The sequence below is a fragment of the Candidatus Bathyarchaeia archaeon genome, assembly GCA_035935655.1.
Lineage (GTDB): Archaea > Thermoproteota > Bathyarchaeia > 40CM-2-53-6 > 40CM-2-53-6 > 40CM-2-53-6.
Genome location: DASYWW010000039.1, coordinates 132,285 through 153,413 on the forward strand (window position 1 = coordinate 132,285; position 21,129 = coordinate 153,413).

The 21,129-nt window shown below is 49.8% G+C and carries 26 protein-coding genes and 3 tRNA genes; 11 read left to right on the forward strand and 18 right to left on the reverse strand.

The annotated features are described in order from the left end of the window. Positions 1-751: 751 nt before the first annotated feature. The 5 genes from VGS11_07520 (at position 752) to VGS11_07540 (ending at position 4,724) form a co-directional block, all read left to right on the forward strand. A complete protein-coding gene (locus VGS11_07520; protein ID HEV2119934.1) occupies positions 752-1,693 on the forward strand; it encodes an ornithine cyclodeaminase family protein in 942 nt (313 codons plus the stop codon). A gap of 29 nt (positions 1,694-1,722) precedes the next feature. Beyond that, a tRNA-Ala gene (locus VGS11_07525) sits at positions 1,723-1,863 on the forward strand. Between the two features lie 61 nt (positions 1,864-1,924). After that, the gene (locus VGS11_07530) at positions 1,925-3,337 is read left to right on the forward strand and encodes an NAD-dependent succinate-semialdehyde dehydrogenase (GenBank protein ID HEV2119935.1); all 1,413 of its coding nucleotides are present in this window, start codon (positions 1,925-1,927) and stop codon (positions 3,335-3,337) included. Between the two features lie 21 nt (positions 3,338-3,358). Next, complete coding sequence (locus VGS11_07535) at positions 3,359-4,480, forward strand: acetoin utilization protein AcuC (GenBank protein ID HEV2119936.1); 1,122 nt, start codon at positions 3,359-3,361, stop codon at positions 4,478-4,480. 52 nt (positions 4,481-4,532) lie between these two features. Beyond that, the gene (locus VGS11_07540; GenBank protein HEV2119937.1) at positions 4,533-4,724 is read left to right on the forward strand and encodes a 50S ribosomal protein L37e; all 192 of its coding nucleotides are present in this window, start codon (positions 4,533-4,535) and stop codon (positions 4,722-4,724) included. A gap of 424 nt (positions 4,725-5,148) precedes the next feature. Here VGS11_07540 and VGS11_07545 read toward each other — a convergent pair whose 3' ends face one another. From VGS11_07545 to VGS11_07555, 3 genes are all read right to left on the reverse strand, one after another. Beyond that, positions 5,149-6,324, reverse strand: a complete 1,176-nt coding sequence (locus VGS11_07545; GenBank protein ID HEV2119938.1) for a PQQ-binding-like beta-propeller repeat protein — start codon at positions 6,322-6,324, stop codon at positions 5,149-5,151. A gap of 1,031 nt (positions 6,325-7,355) precedes the next feature. Next, positions 7,356-7,724 carry a hypothetical protein gene (locus tag VGS11_07550; protein HEV2119939.1) on the reverse strand — a complete coding sequence of 123 codons (369 nt, stop codon included), beginning with the start codon at positions 7,722-7,724 and terminating at the stop codon, positions 7,356-7,358. Next, positions 7,702-8,121 carry a hypothetical protein gene (locus VGS11_07555; GenBank protein HEV2119940.1) on the reverse strand — a complete coding sequence of 140 codons (420 nt, stop codon included), beginning with the start codon at positions 8,119-8,121 and terminating at the stop codon, positions 7,702-7,704. Before VGS11_07555 ends, VGS11_07550 begins: the two co-directional genes overlap by 23 nt. Before the next feature lie 70 nt (positions 8,122-8,191). On the opposite strand from VGS11_07555, the gene VGS11_07560 reads away from it, so the two are divergent. After that, positions 8,192-8,374 (forward strand): hypothetical protein, encoded by a 183-nt coding sequence (locus VGS11_07560; GenBank protein ID HEV2119941.1) that lies wholly within the window; start codon positions 8,192-8,194, stop codon positions 8,372-8,374. Positions 8,375-8,395: 21 nt separating this feature from the next. Then, entirely contained in the window at positions 8,396-8,875 is a 480-nt protein-coding gene (locus VGS11_07565) for a hypothetical protein (protein ID HEV2119942.1), read from the forward strand. A 9-nt stretch (positions 8,876-8,884) separates the two neighbouring features. On the opposite strand, the gene VGS11_07570 is transcribed toward VGS11_07565, so the two are convergent. From VGS11_07570 to VGS11_07580, 3 genes are all read right to left on the reverse strand, one after another. Further along, a complete protein-coding gene (locus tag VGS11_07570) occupies positions 8,885-9,277 on the reverse strand; it encodes a hypothetical protein (GenBank protein HEV2119943.1) in 393 nt (130 codons plus the stop codon). Positions 9,278-9,701: 424 nt separating this feature from the next. Continuing rightward, positions 9,702-10,556 (reverse strand): tyrosine-type recombinase/integrase, encoded by an 855-nt coding sequence (locus VGS11_07575; GenBank protein ID HEV2119944.1) that lies wholly within the window; start codon positions 10,554-10,556, stop codon positions 9,702-9,704. Positions 10,557-10,587: 31 nt separating this feature from the next. Further along, positions 10,588-10,686 (reverse strand) — tRNA-Val (locus VGS11_07580). 121 nt (positions 10,687-10,807) lie between these two features. Between VGS11_07580 and VGS11_07585 the strand changes: the two genes are divergently transcribed. Beyond that, positions 10,808-11,440 (forward strand): hypothetical protein, encoded by a 633-nt coding sequence (locus VGS11_07585; GenBank protein ID HEV2119945.1) that lies wholly within the window; start codon positions 10,808-10,810, stop codon positions 11,438-11,440. A gap of 111 nt (positions 11,441-11,551) precedes the next feature. Beyond that, positions 11,552-11,640 (forward strand) — tRNA-Arg (locus VGS11_07590). A gap of 7 nt (positions 11,641-11,647) precedes the next feature. On the opposite strand, the gene VGS11_07595 is transcribed toward VGS11_07590, so the two are convergent. The 10 genes from VGS11_07595 to VGS11_07640 all read right to left on the reverse strand — a co-directional run bounded on the left by VGS11_07595 (position 11,648) and on the right by VGS11_07640 (position 17,740). Continuing rightward, positions 11,648-13,204 (reverse strand): oligosaccharide flippase family protein, encoded by a 1,557-nt coding sequence (locus VGS11_07595; protein ID HEV2119946.1) that lies wholly within the window; start codon positions 13,202-13,204, stop codon positions 11,648-11,650. A 73-nt stretch (positions 13,205-13,277) separates the two neighbouring features. After that, positions 13,278-14,246: a thiamine-phosphate kinase gene (gene thiL, locus VGS11_07600; protein HEV2119947.1), complete on the reverse strand. Its 969-nt coding sequence runs from the start codon at positions 14,244-14,246 to the stop codon at positions 13,278-13,280. A gap of 257 nt (positions 14,247-14,503) precedes the next feature. Next, on the reverse strand, positions 14,504-14,707 hold the full coding sequence (locus VGS11_07605; GenBank protein HEV2119948.1) for a hypothetical protein: 204 nt from the start codon (positions 14,705-14,707) through the stop codon (positions 14,504-14,506). Between the two features lie 11 nt (positions 14,708-14,718). Further along, the gene (locus tag VGS11_07610; GenBank protein HEV2119949.1) at positions 14,719-14,955 is read right to left on the reverse strand and encodes a hypothetical protein; all 237 of its coding nucleotides are present in this window, start codon (positions 14,953-14,955) and stop codon (positions 14,719-14,721) included. 64 nt (positions 14,956-15,019) lie between these two features. Continuing rightward, positions 15,020-15,343, reverse strand: a complete 324-nt coding sequence (locus tag VGS11_07615) for a hypothetical protein (protein ID HEV2119950.1) — start codon at positions 15,341-15,343, stop codon at positions 15,020-15,022. A 377-nt stretch (positions 15,344-15,720) separates the two neighbouring features. Continuing rightward, entirely contained in the window at positions 15,721-15,918 is a 198-nt protein-coding gene (locus VGS11_07620; GenBank protein ID HEV2119951.1) for a hypothetical protein, read from the reverse strand. Positions 15,919-16,250: 332 nt separating this feature from the next. Continuing rightward, a complete protein-coding gene (locus VGS11_07625) occupies positions 16,251-16,730 on the reverse strand; it encodes a hypothetical protein (GenBank protein HEV2119952.1) in 480 nt (159 codons plus the stop codon). 66 nt (positions 16,731-16,796) lie between these two features. Next, positions 16,797-17,000, reverse strand: a complete 204-nt coding sequence (locus VGS11_07630; GenBank protein HEV2119953.1) for a hypothetical protein — start codon at positions 16,998-17,000, stop codon at positions 16,797-16,799. Between the two features lie 26 nt (positions 17,001-17,026). Continuing rightward, positions 17,027-17,293: a hypothetical protein gene (locus VGS11_07635; GenBank protein ID HEV2119954.1), complete on the reverse strand. Its 267-nt coding sequence runs from the start codon at positions 17,291-17,293 to the stop codon at positions 17,027-17,029. Between the two features lie 24 nt (positions 17,294-17,317). After that, a complete protein-coding gene (locus VGS11_07640; GenBank protein ID HEV2119955.1) occupies positions 17,318-17,740 on the reverse strand; it encodes a hypothetical protein in 423 nt (140 codons plus the stop codon). 129 nt (positions 17,741-17,869) lie between these two features. Between VGS11_07640 and VGS11_07645 the strand changes: the two genes are divergently transcribed. After that, positions 17,870-18,289 carry a hypothetical protein gene (locus tag VGS11_07645; GenBank protein HEV2119956.1) on the forward strand — a complete coding sequence of 140 codons (420 nt, stop codon included), beginning with the start codon at positions 17,870-17,872 and terminating at the stop codon, positions 18,287-18,289. 151 nt (positions 18,290-18,440) lie between these two features. Continuing rightward, positions 18,441-18,884 carry a DNA N-6-adenine-methyltransferase gene (locus VGS11_07650; GenBank protein HEV2119957.1) on the forward strand — a complete coding sequence of 148 codons (444 nt, stop codon included), beginning with the start codon at positions 18,441-18,443 and terminating at the stop codon, positions 18,882-18,884. On the opposite strand, the gene VGS11_07655 is transcribed toward VGS11_07650, so the two are convergent. Together VGS11_07655 and VGS11_07660 are read right to left on the reverse strand one after the other, a co-directional pair. Then, on the reverse strand, positions 18,873-20,156 hold the full coding sequence (locus VGS11_07655) for a site-specific DNA-methyltransferase (GenBank protein HEV2119958.1): 1,284 nt from the start codon (positions 20,154-20,156) through the stop codon (positions 18,873-18,875). The two genes, VGS11_07650 and VGS11_07655, sit on opposite strands and share 12 nt — an antisense overlap. A 74-nt stretch (positions 20,157-20,230) precedes the next feature. After that, positions 20,231-21,129 (reverse strand): DGQHR domain-containing protein (locus VGS11_07660; GenBank protein ID HEV2119959.1); only part of this gene is annotated, 899 nt, incomplete at its 5' end.

The window sequence follows — 21,129 nt, forward strand, 5'->3', positions numbered from 1 at the left end:
GAACATCCCGCGAACTATACGTGGTCGATGCGGCAGAAACAGGAAGAGAAGCGCCCATGCCAGTCAGAGGCTGGTCCATCCGAACCCAACCATGACCCAGCTCGGAAAGCAAGGGAAGAACACTAGTATCCGTCTCGCCAGTTAACTTGTATAGACTTGGCTCCCGAACATCCAACCGGGACAGTTTACTCGTAAACGACGTCTCTTTCGAGAACTTCACGTCCGCCTGGAACGCCCGAGCCAACTGTTCCGTCAACGCACGCACCTCCAGGAAACAGTCAGGCAACATACCTAGGAGAAGGTTCACGCGAAGACTCTGCGATAAGGGATGAAGAACCCGAACAAGATAGTTTGGAACCGCATGACGAGAGAATGTCTCCGAAAGATGACCCAGCCCCATAACCCAGGACAGATGGGACTTGAAATCCTCGCGTAGCCCCAAGACCTCGCTCCAAGCTTGACTTCCCTCCCCGGACTGACAGAAGTCCAGATTTCGAGTCAGCGAAACATTTACCTGGCGTAGAACGTCAACATCCACTGGTGTGACTAAGGGATCCTGAGAGGGCAAAGGTATCCAGCCCTTGAGGGCCGGTCAAGGTTGGAGATAGGCGAAATGTTCCCCACGCGTGGCCATAGTCGTTCATGACAAACACCTTTAGCGAATCAGGAAGACCCGGGTAGGAACCCTGTTAAACTCCCAAACTACGCGCTCGTGATCGTGAAGTCCGTCCTATCAATCAGCGAAGAAGACGTGCGTCGCTCTGTGTCAATCAGTAAGTCAATCCAGCTTGCTCGCCAAGCCTACGTCCTTCGAGCGAAGAAGAAGGTACTCGAACCGCTGCGCACTTGGTTCACGGTTAGAGATGGCGCCTCTTTTTATTTCATGCCTGCCCACATAGTCGGCCTTGGCACGGTGTCCATCAAAGTAGTCAGCGTGAACCCTAGAAACCGCATGAGCGCTCTTCCCTCTACATCAGCTGCGATTTATGTTTTCGATTCGAAAACAGGGTCGGAGTTGGCGCGTATTGCCGGGGATAACTTGACCGCGATTAGAACCGCTGCCAGCTCGGCGTTAGCTACTGATATTCTAGCGCTCAAAGAGACAGACACTTTGGGAATCATCGGAACCGGAAAACAAGCTCAGGCCCATCTTCCAGCGATAATGAAAGTGAGAGACTTTTCGCAGGTCCTAGCTTATTCTCCATCAAAAAAGCATCGAGAGAGGTTCGTCCGAAGCGCTTCCAAGGTTGCCTCGGTACCAGTAACTGCTACCCGTTCCGCCGAAGAAGTAGCTCGAAAATCCGACGTTCTCGTCCTAGCTACCAGCTCTCGTGTTCCTCTCTTCATTGGCTCTAGGGTTTCACTTGGGACCCACGTGAATGCGATAGGAGCCTCTCTCCCGAACTCACGAGAGATGGACACGACCCTCCTGAAAAGATCCATTCTTGTTGTTGACTCTCTGGAACAGGCTGTTACGAACTATGGAGACATCATGATACCGCTCAAGGAGAAGGCGATCACGAGATCGCACATCACAGAGCTGGGCGAGTTACTCCTCGACCCTGGCAGGATCAAGAGACGAGAGAGTGAAATTACTGTTTTCAAGGCCGGAGGATTGGGAGTACTGGACGCGGTCTTTGCGGACTACGTGGTCTCCCAGTTCCCAGAACATTGTGCAATGGAACCAATTTAATAGTGGGTCTTAGGTTTCGCGGTCTGCGTGGGCCGGTAGATCAGCCTGGTACACAGCGCGTTAGGCTGGCCGAAGATCGCCCGCTTGGCAGGTCGCACTCGACCCTGAATGCGGGAAGGCACTAACACTGCTCCGTAGGGCCGCGGGTTCAAATCCCGCCCGGTCCACCAAAAAGTGTCAGTCGGTCTTATAGGGGCCCGCAAAACGAAGTTAGGGCCTTCAGGCGACCCCTTGCCGAACAGAACCCCCGCATGGTTCGAGACGATCAACCCGGCCACAGGCAAGACCCTCAAACGATACAAGTCATCGACAAAACCCGAAGTTGACAAGGCCGTCACGAAGGCTAAGAAGGCCTTTGAGAATTGGCGCCAACTCTCGCCTGCCAAACGGGCAATCTATCTAGAGAGAACTGCAAAGACTCTTCGTGCCCAGAAAGAAAAGCTGGCTCGCATAATCACCCAGGAAATGGGAAAACCGATCAAAGAGTCGCTTCCAGAAGTCGCGAAATGTGCCTCGGCCTTGGAGTATTATTCTGAGAATGGTCCGAAATTTCTGAACCCAGAGATCATCAAGACGGATGCGACCGACAGCTACGTATCATTCGAGCCTCTCGGCGTCATCGGCTCCATCATGCCCTGGAACTTTCCACTATGGCAGTGTATCAGGTTCGCCGCACCAGCCCTGATGGTCGGCAACACGACTGTCTTCAAACCCTCCAGCATAACACCGCAGTCAGGTCTGGCCCTCCAGGATGCATTCGAGTCAACTGGATCCATCCCGGGATGCTTCAACATCGTTCTCGGAAGCGCACAAGTGGCCGACTACCTTATCGAGTCCGATACAGTGGCTGTCTCATTCACAGGCAGCGTTAACGCAGGACGAATGGTTGCTGAGCGAGCGAGCAGTCAGCTGAAGAAGTTCGTTCTAGAGCTCGGAGGAAGCGACCCGTTCATAGTTCTTGAAGACGCTGACATGGAGGGGGCCTCGACTGGCGCTGTCGCGGGCCGTTTCATCAATAATGGCCAGAGCTGTATCGCCACCAAGCGGATCTTTGTGGTCAAGTCCGTTCTAGACGAGTTCCTGGAAAGATTTGTGAAGAAGACGAAATCATTGAGAGTAGGAGATCCTCTCGGTCCGGAGACGGATATTGGACCTATGGTTCGGGAGGATGCGCTCAAGACGTTGGATGGGCAGGTCAAAGACGCCGTAAGACAGGGAGCTCATCTGGAGCTTGGTGGCGGGAGAGTGAAACGCAAGGGTTCGTTCTATTCTCCTACCATCCTGACAAGCGTGACACCGGAGATGAGGATCATGAGGGAAGAGACATTCGGCCCCGCCGCCCCTGTTATGATGGTCAAGAACGAAAATGAGGCGGTAAGACTTGCCAATAGGAGTGAGTTTGGGCTTGGAGCGACGGTTTGGGGGACGGATACGAGGAGGGCAGAGAAGGTCGCGCGAGAGATCTCAGCTGGACTAGTGACTATTAACAACGTGATGGTCTCGGACCCACGAATGCCCTTTGGCGGAGTTCGGCATAGCGGCATCGGTCGCGAGCTCTCGAGATACGGAATGTTGGAATTCACGAACATAAAATCGGTCCGAGTATACGAAAAATCGCCTCTGGCGCACGCTCACGTAGAGTGATAGCCATCTGGGGAAGTTTTCTTGGGAGGCAGGACCACCCTTCTCTATTCTGAGAGGTTTCTGGACTACAACCTGGGACCTTCTCACCCTCTCCGTCCGGTGAGAGTAAAGCTAACCCATGACCTGATTCAGTCGAAAGGATTACTCGATGAAGAGATCAAAGTCACTCTGCCACGGGTTGCGTCAAAGGAAGAGATCCTTCTCTTTCATGAAAAAGAGTATGTTCAGTTGGTTCAGAACTACAGCGAGAGGGGATCAGGGCTGCTGGACGCGGGCGATACTCCTGCTTTCAAAGGATGCTACGAAGCCACCAGTCTGGTTGTTGGCGCTTCCCTAGAAGCATGCGACAAGATAATGAGCGGAAAATTCGCCCACGCCTTCAACCCATCCGGAGGACTGCATCACGCGCACCCTGATCGCGCATCTGGCTTCTGCATCTTCAATGATCCAGCCGTGAGTGTTAACTATCTGAAGAAAAAACACAATCTGAAGAAGCTTGTCTACCTGGACATCGATGCTCATCATGGAGATGGCGTCATGTACGGTTTCTACAACGACCCATCAGTATTAGACATCGATTTTCACGAGAGCGGAAAATATCTCTTTCCAGGAACTGGATTCCCTGATGAGATTGGAGGGATTGAAGCCAAGGGGCTCAAGCTGAACCTCCCACTCCCTCCAGGAACTGGGGACGAAGCCTATCTGGCGGCGTTTCACAAGCTTGTCCCTAAAATCGTAAGAAAATTCCGACCCGAGATTATCCTGGTCCAGTGCGGTGCCGACGGTCATTCTGACGATCGTCTCGCTCATCTTCGACTCACCACAAACACCTACAGCCAAGTTATTTCCGAGATGCACTCTCTCGCCCACGAGATATGCCAGGGCCGATTCCTGCTTTTCGGCGGTGGAGGATACACTCTGGCTAACGTCCCAAGGGTCTGGACAGTCGCGTTCGCAAGCCTTGCAGGGATAAGACTCGACAATAAGATCCCGGAACAATGGTCGAGAGAGTTCAACACGCTGACGAGGGAAGACGCTCCGAGCATTCTGAATGATAATCCAACAATTGACGATTCAAAAACGATTGGGGAGGTCGATAACGTGTTGAAAGAGCTGGAATCCTACTTGCTAGCAAACGAGTAATAGTGCAACGTTTATCTTTCGACGCGTCAAGCGTTCGCACGAAGGGCCATAGATGGGCAGCAAAGGAACCACATCACTAGGGAAGATGGGCGGAAAAGGCACGCACATTAGATGCCGAAGATGTGGCCGACACGCCTACCACGTCCGGAAGAAACGCTGCGCTGCATGTGGCTTCGGAGAGATTACAAAGCTTCGACGCTACTCATGGCAAAACAAGAAGATCAACCGGACAAGAATCGTCTAGAAACGCCCGGTTTTCCCTACGTCGCCCTGAAATCGTGCTGAAGGTATTCAGTAGCTCATGATAGAGGTAGCTTGTCCGCGTTGTAACCGCCTGATGCACTGGAATCGGAACTTGAAGATATTCATCTGCGACACAGACGGATTCATGCTAGGTCGAAACGACCCCTATGTGAAACGCTTGGACTACGAAAGCAACCCAGTTCCTCAAGCTTCCTATGGTCACTAACCGCGAACTTGAAGATAGCGCGAAAGAGGAAAAGTGGGCTCGGCAGGATTCGAACCTGCGACCTTCGCCGTGTCAGAACGCTCGCTTCCTACGGAAGACGAGCTGGCGACGTTAGAGACTGACATGACGGAGTGTATGTCGTAACCTAGTTTTGAATCTTCCGGTCGAGTTGAGCCCAGCAAGTTGGACCTTTTTCAGTTCAGTCGATCGCGAGAAGAGTACCATGATATTCTGTACCTACGTAAATCGTGCCGTCTGGAGCTATTGCTGGGGAAGAATAGAAGATGAATCCAGTGGGACCAGTCCATTTTACAGTCCCGTCTGGATTGAATGCAGAAACTGGGTCATCTACTCCGACATAAATTGTCCCATCGGAACCGATTGCAGCTGATGAACGGACTTCGGGTAATCCATGGTGCCAGAGTAGAGTGCCATCTCTATTGATAGCGTAGAGACCATCGCTACAGAAACCCGCTCCGAAATAGACCGTTCCCTTGGGCCCAATGGCCGGTGAGGCGTCGATTGCGCACTGCGTCTGAAAACGCCAAACCAAGTTCCCTCCACGATTCACGGAGTAAAGGTACCCATCCCTACTTCCCGCGTAGACAATGCCTCCCAAACCTATTGCGGGAGAAGAGATGATTTCGCCTCCAGTTTTGAAGCTCCACTTCAAGGAACCCGACAAAGTAATGGCGTAGAGCCTCGTGTCATTGCTTCCAACATAAATGATTCCCGTTAGCGCTGGGCCATTTCCTATGAAGTCAATCGCCGGAGACGAGACGACGGCACCCCCGGTAGGAATTTTCCACTTGAGTTGCCCAGTCTGAGTTATGGCGTAGAGATCGTTATCGTTACTCCCGACGTAAATGGTGCCATCGTTTCCAATAGCGGGTGTGGATTGGATAGGACCCGAGGTGGCAAATCGCCAACTCAAGGTTCCGTTCGGGAATATAGCATAGAGATTGTCGTCGGAACTCCCAATGTAGACTATTCCGTTTGAACCAATTACTGGAGAAGACTCTATGCCAAGAAATCCTCCAACAACAGCGTCGTTCGTGGCAAATTTCCATCTCAACGTGCCATTTGAATATAGAGAATACAAGAATCCACTTCGACTTTGCGCATAGACATTGCCGCTCGCGTCTATTGCGGGAGATGAGTCAAGCCCTTCTCCTCCAGCGTCAAATCTCCATTTCAGATGAAACGATTGTGCTCCTAGATATGGTGAACGGCCAGTGTGTTGCAGGTCATGACGAAACATTGGCCAAGGAGTATTGCCAAGCATCGTTGTAGATTCGGCGGCAGATGCGGCCCAATTTGAGCCCAGCATGAGTCCAAGGAAGAAGAGAGAAACGGCTGCCTGGAAAATCCGCATATGGATTTCGATTGCTAATTCTTCCTAATAACAATATGGAGTATACTCAAGATGCATGAGTGGCCCGCTCGGAAGGGTCAGATTCCCAAAGGCACATCGACTCTACCCAATGGGTGTGTCGTTTTTACCTGATTCTACCGGGTGTTTCGACTGTCAATTCCATCCAGAATTTTTTTCTCAAGTATTATCCCCAAAGGAATATAAGACTCCAGGGTCACTTGTTCTTATGGGACGACTCGGAATATGGGCGAAAAACTGGACAATCCGACGACGGTTCTTCATCCGCTCCTTCCGTATCAAGGGGTTCGCAACAAACTCACTTGCGTTTGCTGGGGTTGCGGGAGGGATATTTCACCGGGACGGGGCAGAAGGCAACGGCAAGGATACGTCCATGATGAATGCTATCCAGCCACGATGAACTTCGCAAAGGGCACCAGCAATCTCCGGGCAGTGAAATGTCGTCTATGCGGGACAATGGTGCCAAAGGGAATTGGGGTTAAAGTCTGGTACGACCTCACAGACCACAAAAGAAAGGACTTTTTCGGTAATCCGGCATGGAAGCGACCAAAGATAGGCTATGTCCATAGAAGAGAAGTCGGATACTCCAGAATACAATTCTCCAAATTCCGACCTTTTCAACTCCCACCCTTCAAAGTTAAGCCCTACTTCCCCGGCGACAATTGGGAATGGCAACCGCTTCCTGTGAAACGTGGACGCCCGCCCAAGTCCTCCTACGTAAATTAATTCGAAACTAAGACCCCAAAATCCTTCGTGGAAATGAAACGAAATAGTACATTATTTCAGGTGATGCCAAGGGCTGCCTTAATTGAATCTGAAAGACGCTATTTTGACCAAAACTGGTACTGGGAAACCTCCGCAGAGCAGGAGGCAGGGTTTCAATTACGCCTTCCCTTGGTTGTACACAACGACTTTCACACGCGAGAAGGATTCCCAGTGCTACATCAAAGCTGACGGTCTATAGTAGCTCTCTCAAAGTGCAGAGGTTGTCTGCAACAGTTCTGTGAGAAACACTACCCTGGGCACAGGTGCGTGTTCAGGTAAGACGACGAGGAAATGAGATGACCTGTTATCAGGTCATTCTTTTTTGAATGCTTCGATCGCTTCTTTGTTCTACGTCTAGATGATCTAAGGGCATATGTCGCCAGAGAGAAGAAGAGGGTCACAAAAAATGCCAGAATCCCTCCTAAGACGACGACAGTGGCGAGTCCTCCGGACAAAGGCAGCAATTGACCAGTCGAGAAACCTAACTTAGCGCCAAGGAACTCCCCTTGAAACGTGATCTGGTTAGGACTTAGCCCCAGAACCACGAACAGGCCACACATTCCTTCAGTGAGGAATTGGAATGCGAAGAACGTGTTACTCGTGCTTAGAGGTTTCATTTTGGGGAGGCTCAAGCCGGTTCGGGTCTTCCTGGATAAGTCGGTAGAAGAGAAAGCTCACAACGCCCGCCAAGCCAAATATCAACGTGGCAAAGTAGGCCCCTGATACTGCCCCAACGACAACGGCCAGAAACGCGAAAAATACCGTTGCAGCTAAAGAAATCGGGGTGTAAAATGCTTGAGTGATAATTTCTCTTTGCGACTGAACCTTTGAGAGTTGCATCCTTAGCTTTTCAACCGTATCTGAGAGGGCGGCCACAGTTACAGTCAAGGTCTCCAATCTGACCCACACCTCAGGTGGAACCGTCACATTGGCGGGAATATCGAAGAGAAGCATCCCCTTTGCCCGGCCTTTTTCGGGTTGCGCTTGTAGCACGAGATCAGTTTGAGAGGACAAATATTGCTCTAACTATCTTCACGGACAGACTATCACTTTTTAAGATATCGAAACGTTCTCCTAGAAGACGATGCTAACAGACCCACAAGCGGAGATTATTACCGCTCAGGTCGAAAAATTCCTAACTTCTATGGGATTCGCAGTGAAGAGGAACATGAAACTCCGCGACAATATGGAAGTAGATGTTCTCGCAGTATCAGAGGATCGAGTGGTTACTGTAGAGATCAAGACCTCGCGCGAGGATGTCTTTTAGACTCTTAGCAAGCTCTCTTCTGTGCGAACGTCTCCTGACGCTGATGAAGTCAACGTGGCGATTCCCTTTGAAGCATTTGACGAAGATATAGCGTATTTTGCCTCGAGTCTCGGTGTCGGTGTATATGGTGTATCCGGCTCGAAAGTCCAGTCGCTTGTCCAACCTACTCGGGTTTCCATGTCCGTTGGCGTTAATGCCTCGATTCCCTCTGAAATAGCACACGGGACGGTTTTCGGTTTTTCTTTGACCATCATTAACACGGGAGGAAAATCTCTTCTCGGTGCCGAGGTGTCCTACTTCCCTACTGAAGCGATAGCTCCAGACACTCCAAACGGTTATCAGGTCAAACTCGGGGATATTTTGCCAGGCTCCTCGAGGAACGCCACCTTTGTTGCACGCGTGCCTAAGGAGGCCAAGCCGGGATACTATCCCGTGATGTTCAAGGTCTCAGCATATCGATTTTCTCCTTACAGAAACCTTGTCCACTTCAGAGTCGTTTAGTTCGGCCCTTCATGCCAATCTAGCCGACCATCTGAAGGTTCTCTTAAGCCAGAACACGTCCATAATTAGCAAGAAATAGAGTCCCACAAATACCAAAGTTAACGGTGCAGTGACGAAATACGGCGACAGCCCGACTATTAGGTTGACCCAAGCCATGCCAAGCCCGCCAAGTACTATGTTGCATCCTCCTTCTCCGATGTGCTTGAGTCCACTTCTCACGAATGGCAGGTACTGCTTGGTTTTTGCCCTTAGAATTAGCTTCAGCGGGACAAATACAAGAACAAAGGCGAAAAGGATGTACCAGATCGTAGACCAGTTCACCATAGAGAGAACCCAATATTGGTAGAAGCCGCCTAGAACATAGCCAGCATTAGTGGAAAGGCTCTCAATAATTTGACCCATTCTAGTGAGGATGGGGGAGATGTTCGCCCGGGACATTCCTAGATTGAGAAACCGCCTCGTCGATTCTCGGATTAAAACTTTGCAACAATCGACCACCGTGGTTCCACGAAAAGGAGTTGGTCATGAAATGGAGACTCCTCTCGCGTGGAGCCTATGCTCCCGGTTACTCGACACATTGAGCCTCCTACCTCCTTATGTGGGTACTCGCGGGCAAGAAACCTAAGAGGGTTGACCATCGTCGCATTATGCCTAAGAATTTTTGGGGGCTAAGTTCACCAACCTCCGAGAGCTTTGAACACGAGCCACTCCATCTGGCTCATGAATCCTCTTCGTTTTTGCCCGTGAACTGTCTTCCGGTGCATTTTCAAATCGTACCAAGAATCGAAATAAGCTCCGCAAGTGAAGCAACAGTATCGTGCCATGGCTACTTCCGCTTCCTGAACAGCTTCACATCATCGACTTGGGTTACAAAATCGAAGCCGGCTTCAATCAGTTTCGATGCTTCTTCGACCGTTCTTGCGGCTTTGCACAAGAAGTCGTCTGACTGCCAATCGACCAAGTGCGTGTACTTCAGCGTGTTAGCTATGGAACGATGCCCGAGGACCTCCTTGACGTAAAGTATGTCCTTTGTTTGGTGGTAAAGTATCGTCGCTCGAAAGTGTCGAAGGGTGTGTAGATGGATTCCGAGAAGCCTTGGATTGCACGATATCCTCGCGAGTCGTTTTCGGATTCTTTCCAAGTGCTTCCTTGCCACCGTCGCATTCGGCAATTGTTCTGTTGAATATCGGGCATAGACTTGCATGAGCATTGCACAGAGTTTGCTCGATAGTTTGACTTCTCTGGCTCTACCCCGTTTCTCTGGCGTTATTCTGACTGTCCTACGTTCAAAGTCAAAATCTTTGAACTGTAGTCTGCTTGCTTCACCGGCTCGCAAGCCGCTTTCGTAGACTAATCGCAAATACGTGCCGTGCCGTAGATTCTTGAAATATTCGAGAATTGACTCTATCTCGTTTTGTAGTGGTATGAAGGGTAGCTTGTCTTCAGCCTCGTACCGTGGCTTGTCAAAACGTATGTGCCTCCATCTGGAGTATTTCAGATAGGCGTTGGCGATCCTCTCCTTTCTCGCCGGGGATACTTGTTTTTCCGAGAGGAATAATCGGATATTTTCAGGGTCGTGAAGGTCACAGTGCTTCGCTAAGTATCGCAGTATGCTGCTGTGGGAGACTATGGTTAGTTTGGCGTAGCCTTCCTTCTGTAGCTCAAGCAGGTGGACGGCTATATCCGCTGAAAATGTCGCGGGTTAGCTGTAGTGGGCTCGGCAGGATTCGAACCTGCGACCTTCGCCGTGTCAGGGCGACGTCCTAACCAGGCTTCGCCGACGCTTCAAAGGCGTCTTAGACGACGAGCCCCAAAGGTTCTAGAAAGTAAACCCGTATCAAGCTTTGCTAAGCTCGCTGCGTCACGAACTTAGCCTCTTCATCGAAGGTAACGACTAACCTTATACCAATTCGAATTAGCGCATCAAATGCTATGAACCGAAAAATAGGAAAAATTATAGCAGCAACCGCTATCGTTGCGATCGCACTCGTCTCCCTCGGACAACCCGTTCACGCCCAAAGCATAGCCGCCCGATACGATCGAGCCTCGTACGTTCCCGGAGACAGTGGAACACTATCCGTTACGATAGTCAATGACAATCCAACAGCAACGCTTGAAGTCAGAAACCTGACGATTTATTGGCCGTGGGCCCAGCTTGTTGACGGGAAATGGCCTTCAGGAGCAAACGCGACTGACAACCTTTCTCCTTGGCCAACGATAGGGAGCAAGAACAGTGGCAACAACGTTCTTGTGAAGACCTACTCGTTCACCATTCCGAGCTGGTATGGCGGCAGCATTCTTGGCACAGGCTCCAACTGCCCAGACTCAGCTGGACCTCGATACGACCCATCTTATCATGGATGTGTTATGGTAGGGATCACCGCGAACCCACATCCAAACTACGTTGTCACCAGTCTAAGTATTCAGATGTCCCTGCCGACGTATACACCAGTGTCCATCACATCTCAATGGCTACCTCTCGCGACCCTAGTGATACTGGTGGTCGCAACTGCGTTCTTGGGATTGACCTACAGCCGGCTCGGAAGTCTTTCCAAGAAATCCTAGCACTCGGCCTAGTCTCTCCCACTTTCCCTTTTTTTCTCTTTCAACACAGAGAATATTCTGCCGACTTGTGTGGGTAAGGCATTTTACTGGAGGGCTTTGTCGAATCGTGTTGGGCCCGTAGCTCAGTACGGACAGTAGCGTCGGCCCTCTACGGACTAGGGGAGAGCCGAAGGTCGCGGGTTCAAATCCCGCCGGGCCCGCCTGAGACTAGCCGTGACTAGCATCTTTCGTGCGGCCTACAATCAAATGTTCGATCGCTCTTAGCTGTGGATGAAAGCGGTGGGGCAAGGCATCTTTCAAGATCCCAAAGTCGGACGCCCTGAATATCCTGAAGGTCCTGCTGATTGCCAGAAAGGATAGAACAAACACTCCGATGAGAATGGGGAGCCTCCGAAAGGGGCTAAGGTAACCTATGAGGATGAAATCTGCTATCGCGAGCGGGACCCCTACTCCCAATCCCAGGAGAGCTGCGATAGGTAGTGCGTTCTCAGTGTGTGTCTTTACCGAAGATCCCAAACTACGTCGAGCTAGGATGACTGTGCCCGCGGCTAACACCAGTCTTCCTAGAGCGCCTCCAAGTGTTCCCAAGATTCCGACAGTAAATGCAACCGTAAACAAACCTATGAGGGTCGAAGCTAAGGTCACAGTGAGGACTTGTCTCGCTCGGCCAACTGCTTGCAGTGACGTTGTTAGAATTGTTCCTTGTGCCGTAAAAATAGTGGCTAGGGCCAGTATGGCAAAGATTCCAGCCTGGCTTACGTAGGTGGGTCCGTAGACGAGCTCTATCGCGGTTGGAGCTATGGCGGCTAGTGCTGCTCCCAAAGGTAGGACGGCGAGGTTGGTCAACCTGAAGGCTACTGCCAGCCGTTCCGAAACGGCCTCAGTGCCCCCAGTGGCGTGGCTTGCGGAGAGAGCGGGGTAGAGTGCTTGGGTTACTGGAATCCAAAGGACTGAAAGAAAACTTACGCTTGAGACAATTAGGTAGTAAGCGCCGGTGGTCGATAGTTTAGCGATTATGGCTTGTAGAATGGTAATGTCGCCGTACTGTTGGCCGAAGGTAATGAGGGCGGATCCAAAGACTGGCAAGCTGAATGCTAAGAGTGGTCTAATGGGATGCGAGGTGTGCTCTGGCAGCTGCCCGTGCCAGAGATATACTGAGAGGAGTACCGCAACCAATCCACCGACGAGCCATCCTGAGACAATACCTGTTACGCGATATCCCAAGAGTGCGAGTAGGAGGCCAAGGCCGCGGCTTAGAGGAATGTACGTTGCGTTCTGATAGAGGTTCCGTGCATAGGCTCCTACACCGATGAAGTAGGATCCATAGACGAGAATCATGTCTAGGAGGAAACCGGAGAAAAAGGTCAGGATCAAGAGATTTCCGGCGTCAGCTGAACCGATGACCGAAGGCCCTACAAGCGGTGAGATTAGCGCGGCGATCGCTAGACCTACCGCTCCAACTAGAATTGAGAGTCTCAGAATCGTCCTTGCTACTGCGCCCGCAGTTTGAGGGTCACCTTTTCCAATGTTGCCTGAAACATAGCGAGTTGCTGCTGAAGGCAGTCCGAGCTGTGTAAGAGCGACAAAAGCAGCCTGGGCCGCGAGTAGAAGGGAAACTTGGCCGACCTCCTCCGGCCTCAAGATCCTCGCGAGGGCGACGTAGAAGACTAGGTAGGCGGTGTAGGTGATGATTTGTTGTGTTGTTAGATAGGCTGTGCCTCGTGGAACGTTGTAGACGTCGCCCGCCTTGGACATGATTGTCATTCGTGCCGCTTCGACCGGAGTTCTTCTAGATTACGGTCGTAATAGAGTATCAATCCCCGGGCTTAGAGATGGGTCAGGCGAAGTGTTCCCAGCCCTGTTCTTTGACCCGAATACGCTTTCCCCCAAACTGAGCTTCTACTTTTCCATCCCCCTTTTCCACGATGCCGATTCTCCGTAGAGATGGAACCAGTTCCCTCAAATCCGAGAATCTCCTTGGTTTGACGGTTACGACAAGCTCGTACTCCTCGCCACCGTACAGCGCGAGACCCATTGCTGAAAGGCGATTCTTGTTCGCGTAAGTCTGAAGCCCGGTTGGAATCGGGATAGTGTGAAGCTTGATGTCCTTCCGACTAGCTTTTGCAAGTTGATGTAAGCTCCACGCAAGACCATCGCTGGAATCGATCGAACTCGTAACTCCACCGCTGTTCGCCAGAATGATTCCTTCTGCTAATCTGGCTTTGGGGCGAAGCACCGCACTAACCAAGGAAGGATAGCCTGCTCGATCCTTCCCTTCTTTTGACATTAAGATCCTCAAGCCCGCAGCAGCTCTCCCGAAGGGCCCGGTGACGGCGACAACATCTCCAATCTGGGCCGCATTTCTTCGAAGCAGTCTTTTTGGATTGGCAAATCCAACGCCCGCTATCCCTATTACTAGATCATCAGCTTGGCTGGTGTCGCCTCCGATGATCTTGCAACGGTACTCTAGGACTGCTTGGCTGAGCCCGCGCGCCAGGTCCTGGACCATCTTCTGTTTGGCAGGCGCAGGAAGTCCAATAGATACGATAAGGGCTCTTGGTTGGACGCCTTTCGCGGCGAAGTCGCTGACAGTGGCAACGACGGCTTTCCTCGCCGCTTCTTGAACGGTCATTCCAGGCGGGACGTCAGTGCTTCCAACGAGCATGTCGGTCTTCAGAATGATCCATGTTTTCGATGAAAAGGGAATTGCTGCTACGTCATCGTCGAAGCCTAGTGGGAGTCCCAGTTGGTTGGTGAATTGCTTTGTGATGATGCGGATAATTTCTCGTTCCCTTAGACGTTTCATCGAGGAGCAGGATGGTCGATTATGGTAGGAGCTTTAAGTCAGAGCTATTAACTTAAGGGAAGCTTTTAGTGAATTCTGTTCAACCAATGTAGAACGGAGAAGCTCTCTCTATGTTCACGATAATGCTTCTCGCAGTAGTGCTTTAGACACCCACTACAGAACGACAATGCTTCACCTTCACAACTCCCGACCTCACATTCCATACGGAGCGTTAGTAACGGGACTTGATTAGTTTTAGAGGTAGGTAAATTGAACGATTAATCTTTTGCGAGAATGTAGCCGATTAACGCACCTATTCCGAAGATCAAGAGAAACTTCGTTAACTCGTCAATCTGCTTATCTTGCTCGATTATGTTTCTCAATTCAATCGCCTCGTCGTAAGTCAACTGGTATGCTTTGGCTTTCTCAAGTAGCTCCGTCTTTCTCTCTTGGCGTGGCTTAGCGATAAGAAGGTCGGTCAAATTTGCCCCTTCTATTTCTTCTCCGCTTTCTCCCTAATCAAAGTAACCTCTCGTTCTTCTTCAAGAGCGACAATTCTTCCCGTTTTCCCCGTCGCCACTCCTTTCTCAAAAGTCTCCAAGAACTGAACCTTTACTTCAAGCTTAGTTAGGCGACGTTCTGTCTTGAGCAAGTAGCCGATTATGGCTCCCACTACTACAATGGCTACTGCGATTAATGCTACGAGTGTCGCGTCGTCAACGGTTACCAATAATTCCCAGACAAAACTTTTCGATACCTGGCAATATAACCATTAGAGGTTAACAGGCACTCCGCTATGCTCTCAAGAAAGAGAGATAGAATAAGACAAGCAGAACTGCGATTAGAGCTACCTCCCAGAACTTCAATCGTATGATCGCCTGATATGCCGTTCTCAGAGATGCGAGGGCTAACGTGCCGACTACCCAACCGAACGGGACACCCTGAATCCAGATTCCAGAATGGGACAACAGAAACTTAGGAGAAGTTGAGAGATAAGCTAACACAGCAAGTATCGTGAAACTCCCGAACCCGAACAATGAAGCGAGGTTAATCACATTCTCTACGTAGGGCTTCAATTTGTCTACGTGAGGCTTCAGCTTCTCGATCCGATCCATCATTGATTTACACGTCTTCACCTTTCATTTCTTGAATCCAACTTAAAAGGACAAGAACGGTGAAGATGCTCCGAAAGTCGCGTTACGACTCCGCTTTCCTAATAGTTCAGATGTCTTTGAGGAGTCGCTCTGCGGTAGCATTTGAATGGCAGAAAGGTCTTACAGTGATCAGTTGTATGACGTTGCGGAGATCGAATATGTCAGCCTCGCTTTTTCTGCCGCCTGTATTCCTTTTCCACGCTCTCGAAGAGGACGAAGTGGTGCGTTTCCAATGGGCTTGTCGCATCTCGGACAAATCCACATACCCCAATCGGCGTTATGCCACGCTAACACTCCACAAGTCTTGCAAGTTGGCTGATCCGTCAGCTTTCTTGGCAGGATCAGGTTCCTCCTCTCCATGCTTTGATGAACTTACTAACTGCATCCGTCATTCCGTTGAAAGATGAAGGGTCAAATGTTGACCAGGCATACAGAACGATTACGAAAATCAGAATAGGTCCAAAGACGTAGGCGAACCGATTCACTGTTCGTGTTCCAGTTCGAACCGCTCCATGTCCGAACCCTCCTCCGCGACCCAACTTAGGATTATGGCAGTGCCTTCGAAAGATAAAAAACTTGGAGGTTTTGTTGTTTTCCCGCACAAATACAACGAACCCTCTTTCACTGAGCTTTTCCTACCTCAACTCTTACAAGTGCAATTTAGCTGAAACTCTTCAGTGATTTCTGTTCAACCAATGTAGAACCGAGGAATTCTCCCGATGTTGACGATAGTGCATCCCACAGAAGTGCTTCAGACAGCCCCTGTAGAACGACGATCCTTCAGCTCTGCAATTTCCGATCTCACATTCCGTAGGTTGCTTTAGTAGCTGGACTTAATTGGGAGTAGAGGCAGGTAAATCGAACGACGTAGTTAGATACCCAATTTCTGCTTCAAATACTGCTTCGTCTTCACGAGATCCTTAGCCATTGCGGAGCTAACTTCAGCAAAGTAGAACTCATTCCACGGAAAACTAAGGCGACTGTGATCGAGTACCTCAAGAACGCCTTTCACATAGTTTCGAGTGTAAGATAACGTCCAATTGTCGTTTTTTCGCGCTAAACGTTCATTCTCGACAAGCACAATCGAAAGAGACCCAACATTCGGAGTTAATTCGGCTCTCATTACTTCGGAGATTGCGTCCCCCGAGCCTTCACTATCCCAGACCTGGTAAACATCGTATTGTTTGATTCCTTTCTTATTTGCCCACAAGTCCGGCATTAGGCGTCGATGCCCAAACCTCTCCAAAACAGAAGGGAACGGTAAGGCAGTGCCGTGGGAAACCTCGTACCCCGATTCCCTGAGCGCTTGATCTAATGCATTTACAACATTGTTGTGTTCCGGGGTAGGCATGTTTCGGGTCACACCTTTACGAACTGAGGAATTCCTTTCGTGTTCTCCGAAGTGCTTTGGCTTGCCTCACAGTTTTAGCCCTTTCTCGATACTTCCACACTTCCATTCTGGGAATCTATCGAGATGGATTGCCAGAAAGAGCTCTTTCCCGATGAGGAATATTCTATAGTTCGGAGTATCCGCACCTTCGATGCCAAACCGAACCAGAGACCTAATAGCTCTCTGAAGGTTTCTGTCGAGTTTCCGCAAATTCTTAGCGGGTTTCTTCATTCTGCTTGGTCACCTCGACTGCTGTTTTACAACCCGAAAGCCGTATTCGCCTCTCCTTTTGCTTCGTGCTGAAGTCGCTCTACAAAATTCTCAATCAAAACCTCGACTCCGCCTTTGTAGCCTCTGAAGTAGAATGCCAGCTTCTCATTCTTACCTCCGAATGTTCGAAGTCCTTCCTCGGCATTGGCGATTAGCTTCTTTTTCTCGTCGCCCAGCCAGTCGAACAAGTCTTTGACGAACGCTAAGAACACCTCTTCCGTGACGACTCTCTCAATCGGCATAGAGCTACTCAAGCCTCGAACTCAAAGTCAAATCTGCTAACTGAAAAACGATTCAAGCGACTTCGGCCTAACTTGACCCAAGAGCCCATTTCTCCCTGCGACCTCTAACAGAGTGAGAAAGTCAGGCAGGGGAATCAATGTAGCATATTGTCCAAAGGTCCACTTGCCTCGCATGCCTGGTTTCTTCCCAATGATGTGATACCGAAGTCTCAATTCACGTCGGTTTCCAAAATCTATCTCTTCCATTATGATGACTTTTTCGGGCTTAGTGCTCTGTTGAATCCAGGCAACCTTTTTGATGGGAAATTTTGTCATAGACGTTTTTTCGTTGTACCAGCAGTTCAATTTTAGAGGAGGATAGCCTTGGACTTGGATTGTTCTGGCTTTCCCCCGTTTCGTGTCGAACTCGTCAATGAATCCCGTTATTGCCATGGCGTAGCCGATAGTTTGCTGTCGCATAGCCGTTGCGTAACCGAAAGGGTTGGCTCAAAGTCACCTTGAATTGTCCTGCTACTTGAACCTGCAAGAGCGAGAGCAACTTAAAGGGAGGACTGTAAAACTATGCGTGGGGAAGGAATGTTAGGAAGAATGAGCCCTCTAACACGGAATGTGAAACGGCCTTTGGTTCTAACAACGGAGAATCGAAGTGTCAAAGGATTTGTTGAGAAGCTTAACGACCGACTAATTCAAGGAGACCCAATGGCAAGAATAGACGGCGTGAAAATAACGATTCAAGGCAGCGCTATTGACACAGAGATTAATCTTGCTCCAATTGGGGTTATTGCTTCTGCCGAGAAATGGCATCAGGTTAGCAAGTCCGTCGAACTCGAGGTAATGGGCTTTGCGAAGTTATTCTTGGGAAAGAGTGAGAAGGGTCGAGCCAAAGGAAAGAAACGGCGGGTTGGAATGACTATGGAAGAGATGATGGATCGTGAAAGAAAATCGTTCACTAAGGCTCTAAGGAAAGGCGAGGTGACCTTCATAGATCCGGAAGACGTTACCGGCTAAGCCGCAACTGTCGGCCTTAGCTTATGGTAAGCAAAGTGGCCGCAGAAATAGCAAGAACTGAATTAGAACGATCAAAACAAGACAAAAAGAGTTCGCAGCGGGCGGTTTCACAATACAAGGGAAGACAATGAGGTGGAAGATTCGGAAGGTAATGTTTAGTTCAGTAAGGAACGACCATAGAACTCCACGCGAATTTTTCAACCAACTAAACTCTGAATTCCACTTTACCCTCGATGTATGCGCAGACTCATCAAACACGAAGGTTGGGAGGTTTCTAAGTGAACGTGAAAATGGTCTTCGTAAGTCCTGGACTAACGAGACATGTTGGATGAATCCTCCCTATGGAAGAGAGATTGGGAAATGGATCCGCAAAGCTTGGCACGAGAGCTCCGTAAGTAATGCTACAGTCGTATGTTTAGTGCCAGCTAGAACCGATACGAAATGGTTCTGGGATTATTGCGTTCGTGGTGAGATCAGATTCATCCAAGGCCGGTTGAGATTCGAGGGAGAGTCCAGCTCGGCCCCATTTCCATCGATGATTGTGATCTTCAGACCAGAAGCAAATCGGGTCGAGGGATCGAGGCTAATCAGTTGATGAAGGTTTTCTAAGGTCAACTATCTTTTGGAAAATATCGATGTTGCTAACTAAGGGCGGGCTCTTGCCCATGAAATACCGTTCCTTCCAACCTTCGTCGTTGTACCTTGCTGCCCACTCGTCAAACTTTGTCGATGACTCCCACATGTGATGACGCTTGTAAAGCCACAAGGGGGTGAGGTTCAAAGAATCCTTCATCGTGCCTACGAACTGGCGTGCGCTTAGTACTTGGGTCCTCGCATCAACCCCGAAAGTCTTCAAATCTCTACTCTGGAGGAGACCCTGGACGATTTTGTTTGCGAGCGCTTCAATGGATCCGTCTAGTGGTTTTACGCTGTCATCATAGAGAAGATGGACATCAATCTTGTCGTCCTTCTGCAAGACAAATGTGCTCGCTGGCCGAAATGCCGGTACCTCGGCGATTAGTTTCTGTGAGAGCGTTCTTGCGAACTTTAGCTTTTTCAGTTTCTCCAGTCGCTCCTCAATATCATCTGGAGAGAGAAGCATCTGCGCATTTTTCTCTTGATACCAGTGCCGTATGACGGGCATGAGTTGATCCCAGAAATTCCTCAGGTATTCTCCACTAACTTCGAAGCCAGTGAAATTTCGCTTCATGCAGTTTGCGACTGCCAAGGTCATGCCCGATCCAGCAAAGGGATCTAGAACCATGTCATCTTCATCCGTTGAAAGAAGTAGGACCTGTTCAACCAGGTCAGGAGGAAAAGGACACTCATGCAGTTTTTGGTATTTGAAAATCGGCCATCGGCTCCAATTGCCTTGAGAGGGAATTAGAAACGACCAAATATCGGATGGTGCCTTCCCTGCAGACTTGTATCTTTCTGGCCATTTTACCCACCACTGAGTGAGCTCATAGTTTCTGACTCTTTCGAGGTGACGTTTGAAGTTCTTTTTTTTAGAAAAGACTAGGATGTGTTCGTAGACCTTTCTGAGTCCGAGCCCCCTAATAACCGGCCTCGATTTGATCTTATCCCAAACAAGAACATCTTGAAGTATCCATCCACAGCTTCTGATCCATTCTGCCATTTCAAGTGGAAGAAGGGTCAATTTTCCCTTTATTCTCAGATTGTCAACAACTACCCACAGTGAGCCGGTATCCTTTGTGACTCTCAAAACGTCAGAGAAGATGCGTGTCAAGTCACTCTTGTAGCTCTCGTAGGATTGGCCAAGCCCGATTTGGCGCGGATCTTTGTAATCTTTCAGGTCGTAGTAAGGAGGCGATGTTAGCGTAACGTCTACTGAGTTCTCATCCACATGCTGGAGAAGGGTTCTCGCATCTTGATTAAGCAGTCTGCCCCTTGCATTATTCGACAATCGCAGCCTGCTAACTACCTCACACTTAATGATGCATTTGGAAGCTTTTGAATGTATTTTTCTGCTAGTCTGCTAAACCCCGCAGCTCCAGCATAGGCCCCAGCAGCTTGCCTCGTCCAATCTTCCGAATCAATTCCAGTACTCAGCAGTGCCTCTAGGAAAGTTGGCTGAGAGAGACTGTCCTTGCGCAGGCACAAGTCAAAGATGTGAGGAAAGACAATGTTCATAGTGTAAGCCCCGACTGTTCTCTGAATGAGATATCTACGTGGATCCGCAAAAGAGTCCGGAATCAAGTCCCTTATGGCATTCCAATAGTTAGTTATGACCGCCGTTGCTTGTTTTGGATCAGACCGTCTGATTGATGGAACTCTTACAGCGGGCAATAAAGATCTATGAAATGATAGTTCAGTTATTGTATGGGTCTTTAGTCTCGGCTCGTTTGTGAGCCTTATTCTCCTAAACCAGCACGAACTTCGGTCCAGAGACAGACGGTCAGTCACCTTTATTGCGAGGACGTCGTCTCGGCCTCGTGGCCTACCATTTCTCTCTCCAGACACCAAATATCTAAGAACCAAGTCGACGGCGACTCCTTTCTGCCGATCATTTATCACGAAGAAGTGCTCCATCTCCGACTCTCTAGTCTGCCCGTTCAGAATAACAACCGGAACCGAATAGCCTCGCATTTCTTCGTCTTTTTCGGCCGCAAGTTCGAGCCCTGCTATTCTATGCTGGCCATCTACGAGCCAAAGCTTGCTTTTGATTCTGAGTCTCCCGGCACCTCCCTCAGTCTCAGTGAAACTTAGTCCATCTGGCTTTCTACAATTCATCACGACCGCTGCCGGGAGAGTACCGGGGCGCTCGTCTTGAACGTATTTTCTGACCTGTCGAGCACGTGAGTCATCCAAGGATCTCT

Excerpts from the sequence above, each read along its gene's own strand:
- VGS11_07550 (HEV2119939.1), bottom strand. The coding sequence starts at position 7,724 with ATGAAACCTCTAAGCACGAGTAACACGTTCTTCGCATTCCAATTCCTC.
- VGS11_07545 (HEV2119938.1), bottom strand. The coding sequence starts at position 6,324 with ATGCGGATTTTCCAGGCAGCCGTTTCTCTCTTCTTCCTTGGACTCATG.
- VGS11_07630 (HEV2119953.1), bottom strand. The coding sequence starts at position 17,000 with ATGAAGAAACCCGCTAAGAATTTGCGGAAACTCGACAGAAACCTTCAG.
- VGS11_07585 (HEV2119945.1), top strand. The coding sequence starts at position 10,808 with ATGAACCGAAAAATAGGAAAAATTATAGCAGCAACCGCTATCGTTGCG.
- VGS11_07595 (HEV2119946.1), bottom strand. The coding sequence starts at position 13,204 with ATGACAATCATGTCCAAGGCGGGCGACGTCTACAACGTTCCACGAGGC.
- VGS11_07615 (HEV2119950.1), bottom strand. The coding sequence starts at position 15,343 with ATGATGGATCGGATCGAGAAGCTGAAGCCTCACGTAGACAAATTGAAG.
- VGS11_07560 (HEV2119941.1), top strand. The coding sequence starts at position 8,192 with ATGCTAACAGACCCACAAGCGGAGATTATTACCGCTCAGGTCGAAAAA.
- VGS11_07540 (HEV2119937.1), top strand. The coding sequence starts at position 4,533 with ATGGGCAGCAAAGGAACCACATCACTAGGGAAGATGGGCGGAAAAGGC.
- VGS11_07645 (HEV2119956.1), top strand. The coding sequence starts at position 17,870 with ATGAGCCCTCTAACACGGAATGTGAAACGGCCTTTGGTTCTAACAACG.
- VGS11_07625 (HEV2119952.1), bottom strand. The coding sequence starts at position 16,730 with ATGCCTACCCCGGAACACAACAATGTTGTAAATGCATTAGATCAAGCG.
- VGS11_07640 (HEV2119955.1), bottom strand. The coding sequence starts at position 17,740 with ATGCGACAGCAAACTATCGGCTACGCCATGGCAATAACGGGATTCATT.
- VGS11_07650 (HEV2119957.1), top strand. The coding sequence starts at position 18,441 with ATGTTTAGTTCAGTAAGGAACGACCATAGAACTCCACGCGAATTTTTC.
- thiL (HEV2119947.1), bottom strand. The coding sequence starts at position 14,246 with ATGAAACGTCTAAGGGAACGAGAAATTATCCGCATCATCACAAAGCAA.
- VGS11_07570 (HEV2119943.1), bottom strand. The coding sequence starts at position 9,277 with ATGGGTCAAATTATTGAGAGCCTTTCCACTAATGCTGGCTATGTTCTA.